Annotated in this window: 5 protein-coding genes; 3 read left to right on the forward strand and 2 right to left on the reverse strand. The window is 64.5% G+C overall.

Annotated features, from left to right (window positions below; genetic code table 11):
• Nucleotides 1-226, reverse strand: a 226-nt coding sequence (locus tag ACLP9N_RS38215; RefSeq protein ID WP_442412262.1) for a TetR/AcrR family transcriptional regulator, incomplete at its 3' end; no start/stop codon positions are given.
• A gap of 101 nt (nt 227-327) precedes the next feature.
• Nucleotides 328-459, reverse strand: coding sequence for a hypothetical protein (locus ACLP9N_RS38220; RefSeq protein WP_442405342.1), 132 nt, complete (start codon nt 457-459; stop codon nt 328-330).
• 229 nt (nt 460-688) lie between these two features.
• Here ACLP9N_RS38220 and ACLP9N_RS38225 point away from each other — a divergent pair, with 229 nt between their 5' ends.
• The 3 genes from ACLP9N_RS38225 to ACLP9N_RS38235 all read left to right on the forward strand — a co-directional run.
• Nucleotides 689-1,501, forward strand: coding sequence for a crotonase/enoyl-CoA hydratase family protein (locus tag ACLP9N_RS38225; protein ID WP_442412261.1), 813 nt, complete (start codon nt 689-691; stop codon nt 1,499-1,501).
• Nucleotides 1,502-1,816: 315 nt separating this feature from the next.
• A complete protein-coding gene (locus tag ACLP9N_RS38230; RefSeq protein ID WP_442386544.1) occupies nt 1,817-2,674 on the forward strand; it encodes an acyl-CoA thioesterase II in 858 nt (285 codons plus the stop codon).
• Nucleotides 2,675-3,044: 370 nt separating this feature from the next.
• Nucleotides 3,045-3,273 (forward strand): beta-ketoacyl synthase N-terminal-like domain-containing protein (locus tag ACLP9N_RS38235; RefSeq protein WP_442386546.1); only part of this gene is annotated, 229 nt, incomplete at its 3' end.

Raw genomic sequence — 3,273 nt, forward strand, 5'->3', positions numbered from 1 at the left:
CGAACTCGCGCAGCAGGGCCCTGGCGCCCCAGCCGGCGGCGTCGTCGATCATCGCGGTGATGGAATCGCCGGAGTACTGCAGCGCCTCGGCCAGAATCTGATTGCGCCCGTCGGGGAAGTGGTAGTAGACGGAGCCGCGTGGCGCGCCGCTGCGGGCGAGCACCTCATCGATGGTCACACCGGCCGCTCCGCGCTCGCGCATCACCTCGGCCGCGCTGACCAGCATCTTTTTCCGGGTATCGCAGCGCTTCGTCGGAGCGGGGTCCGGCTTTGTTGCGTCCGTGGTGTCGGTGGCAGTCGGCACTTTCGCGTCTGCTTTGGCCCGCGTCATGCAGCCTGCGAGTGCCGCATTACCGGCCAGTGCAGATTACGTGGGCTGAACCGGAATGGCCGGCGCTTCAAGTCGGGCATCTCGCGCGTGAAGTGGTAACCGGCGACGTTGAGCTCGATGATCCACATGATTTTCTCCCGGCCTATGTGCTGCACTCATGCGCCGGGGCCGGCGGCTCATGATTATGCGAGGAAGCATATGACACATCGGTACGCTAAGCAAGTTGTTTCTGGGGGCACGGCCCAGACCGCTGTAAATAGTGTGACCCGCATAGTCACTGCTGTGTCTGAGGGACCATATAAGTACCCGGTAATATGCGATATTGCATAATTGCTGGATCTGAGGTTCACTGTGCCGATGGCTGGCACTTCCCCGACGGCTCTACCGACTCTGGACACCGTGTCCCTCGAGCGGGATGGGCACGTCCTGCTGATCGGCCTGAACCGGCCCCACAAACGCAACGCATTCGACCGGGCGATGCTGGCCGACTTGTCCCGCGCCTACGGGCTGCTGGAGTCGGACGACTCGCTGCGTGCCGGGGTGCTGTTCGCGCACGGCGACCACTTCACCGCCGGTCTGGACCTCGTCGATGTCGGCCCCTCCGTCGCGGCCGGGGAGTTGGAGTTCCCGGATGATGGCCGGGACCCGTGGCGGCTGGACGGTGCGTGGGCCACGCCGCTGGTCGCCGTCGCGCACGGCTGGTGCATGACGTTGGGCATCGAATTGCTGCTGGCCGCCGACATTCGCATCGCGGCAACCGGGACACGCTTCACGCAACTCGAAGTCCAGCGTGGCATCTACCCCTTCGGCGGCGCGACCATCCGGCTTCGCCGCGAGGCCGGGTGGGGCAATGCCATGCGCTGGCTGCTCACCGGCGACGAATTCGACACCGCCGAGGCGCACCGTATCGGGCTGGTCCAGGAGGTGGCCGACGACGCCGCGGCTGCCTTGGCCCGGGGCCGCGAGATCGCGCACACCATCGCCGACCGCGCCGCACCGCTGGGTGTGCGGGCCACCCTGGCGTCCGCACACCTGGCACGCGCAGAAGGTGAGGCGGCCGCCATCGAGCGATTGCGCCCCGCCGTCGCCGAGCTGTTCGCCAGCGAGGACGCCGCCGAGGGCGTGCAGTCATTCATCGAGCGACGTCAGGCGCGGTTTACGGGACGTTAGCCGGCTTCTTGTAGCCACTGAACGGGCATCCCGGATCGAAGGCGTACCAGGTGATTCCGTATCTTGTCGTCGATTTCGGCAAATACGGGCGGCAGCGCTTATGTGAAAGTGCTTACCGCGTCCACTATTTCGTCGCAACGCGAACGCGGTACCAGGACATGCGTCACGTGTCCGCGAACATCAACGCCGTCGCACACGGCATCTTCTACGGGCGAGCAGATCGGCCCGGAAAGCGGCGATCGTCCATGCACGTCTACGGTGCTCCACCAATAGGATTCATGTGCACCGGATCCGATAAGACCTAGGAGGGCAGCGTTGGCCAGTGACTTCGAGCAGTTGCTGGCGATCCTGGATCTCGAGCGCGTCGATGAGCTCACGTTCCTCGGATCGCACCCGACCAAGAACCCGGCCCGCACGTACGGTGGCCAGCTGATGGCGCAGGCGCTGATCGCCGGCAGTCTGGTTCTGACACACAAGGTGCCGCCGGCTGCGCTCCAAGTCCATTTCATCGCCGGCGGCGACCCGACGAAAGATATCCAGTACCGGGTGGTCCGGCTGCGTGACGAGCGCCGCTTCGCCAATCAGCGGGTCGATGCGATGCAGGACGGAACATTGCTGGCCTCCGCGATGATTTCCTATATGTCCGGCGGCCGGGGTCTTGAGCACGGCGTAACGCCGCCGAAGGTGCCAGATCCGCACACATTGCCGTCGGTCGACGAGTTGCTGCGCGGCTACGAACATGTCGTCCCCGACGTCGTAAATGCGTTGCGGCCGATCGAAGTGCGTTATGCCAACGACCCACCCTGGGTGATGCGCAACAAAGGGGAGCGGCTCGCCCACAACCGGGTGTGGCTGCGCGCCGGCGGCGAGATGCCCGACGACCCGCTGTTGCACACCGCCGCGTTGCTGTACTCGTCGGACGCCGCGCCCCTGGATTCGATCATCACAACGCACGGGTTGTCGTGGGGCTACGACCACGTCTTCGCCGCGTCGGTCAACCACTCGATCTGGTTTCACCGCCAGGTCCGCTTCGATGATTGGGTGCTGTATGCGACCTCGTCTCCGGCGGCAGCCGACTCCCGTGGGCTAGGCATCGGCAACTTTTTCGACCGCGATGGCCAATTGATAGCAACGGCGGCCCAGGAAGGCATCGTCATACATTTGCCCGCCTGATCTCGCGGATAACCTCCTGTCGAAGTTGCCAAAGTGCGCCCCCGAATTAGTATTTGTCGGGTGGATTTGCCCACCGGCATAAACGCCCCTACATCGCGGACCCTCTCGCATACACGAGATCGTCCGGGAATCCACCCGGTGCACCACGCGTTTGCACCGTGAGCTGCGGCCCACGCCGCAGCCACCATCTGCCCGAGCCAACCCCATTAGCCACGATATGAGTCGACCCACGACATCCTTGGCCATCCTTAGCCGCGTCGTCGCCTGAATTACCTTGACCCGCAAACCGTGGTCCCCCGCGCAGCGCCGCGACGACGAGGAAAGTAGACGACGAGGAAAGTAAAGGTCTCTAACACGGAGAGGGGACAACGTGTCTGTAGCGGCCGATGAGCTTGTCGCAGCACTACGTCTGGCAGCGAAAGAGAACGCCGAGTTGCGCCGTCAGAACCGCGACCTCGTTGCATCGAAAAACGCTCCGGTGGCGGTGGTGGGGATGGGGTGTCGTTATCCGGGTGGGGTGTGTTCGCCGGAGGGGTTGTGGGGGGTGGTGGCCGGGGGTCGGGATGTGGTGTCGGGGTTTCCGGTTGATCGGGGTTGGG

The sequence above is a fragment of the Mycobacterium sp. genome, from assembly GCF_052144515.1.
In the GTDB taxonomy this organism is placed as follows: Bacteria; Actinomycetota; Actinomycetes; order Mycobacteriales; family Mycobacteriaceae; genus Mycobacterium.

Coding starts and splice junctions, on each gene's coding strand:
- ACLP9N_RS38220 (WP_442405342.1), bottom strand. CDS start 459: ATGTGGATCATCGAGCTCAACGTCGCCGGTTACCACTTCACGCGCGAG.
- ACLP9N_RS38225 (WP_442412261.1), top strand. CDS start 689: ATGGCTGGCACTTCCCCGACGGCTCTACCGACTCTGGACACCGTGTCC.